Source organism: Aquibium pacificum, from assembly GCF_040839445.1.
GTDB classification, from domain to species: Bacteria; Pseudomonadota; Alphaproteobacteria; order Rhizobiales; family Rhizobiaceae; genus Aquibium; species Aquibium pacificus.
This window is the reverse complement of the sequence record NZ_JBDPGJ010000038.1, coordinates 1-346: the sequence shown is the minus strand read 5'-3', so window position 1 is coordinate 346 and position 346 is coordinate 1. Positions and strand designations below refer to the sequence as shown.

1 protein-coding gene is annotated in these 346 nt (G+C 50.3%); it reads right to left on the bottom strand.

Annotated features, from left to right (window positions below):
- Window positions 1-81 precede the first annotated feature (81 nt).
- Window positions 82-346 (bottom strand): hypothetical protein (locus ABGN05_RS30060; protein WP_367957724.1); only part of this gene is annotated, 265 nt, incomplete at its 5' end.

The following is a 346-nucleotide window of genomic DNA, read 5'->3' as shown; positions in this document are numbered from 1 at the left end:
GCCACAGTTAAATTCTTCATGGATGGGAGTGGGACAGGCAATTATGCTCAGGTGTGCAGTGCCCTCCATGGTGATCCTTCTTCAGTGGTACTTGCGTCGACGCTCATGTTTGAGTTCCTTGTAAGAAATGCAGTAGCTGAAAACCACGTAGGCTGCCAGCACCATGTTAATCCCCGAGATGCTGCCTTTCCGAACGTTGATGTACTTGTTGTAATACCGGTCGTAACCTCTCTGAAAGGCTCCAACGATGCCACTGGGTGTGAAATCCCGCATCAATATCCAGTTTGGCAGCTCTCCAAGTTTAACCTGCATGAGCTTCTTCTCCTTCAGAGGCACGAGCGACGCC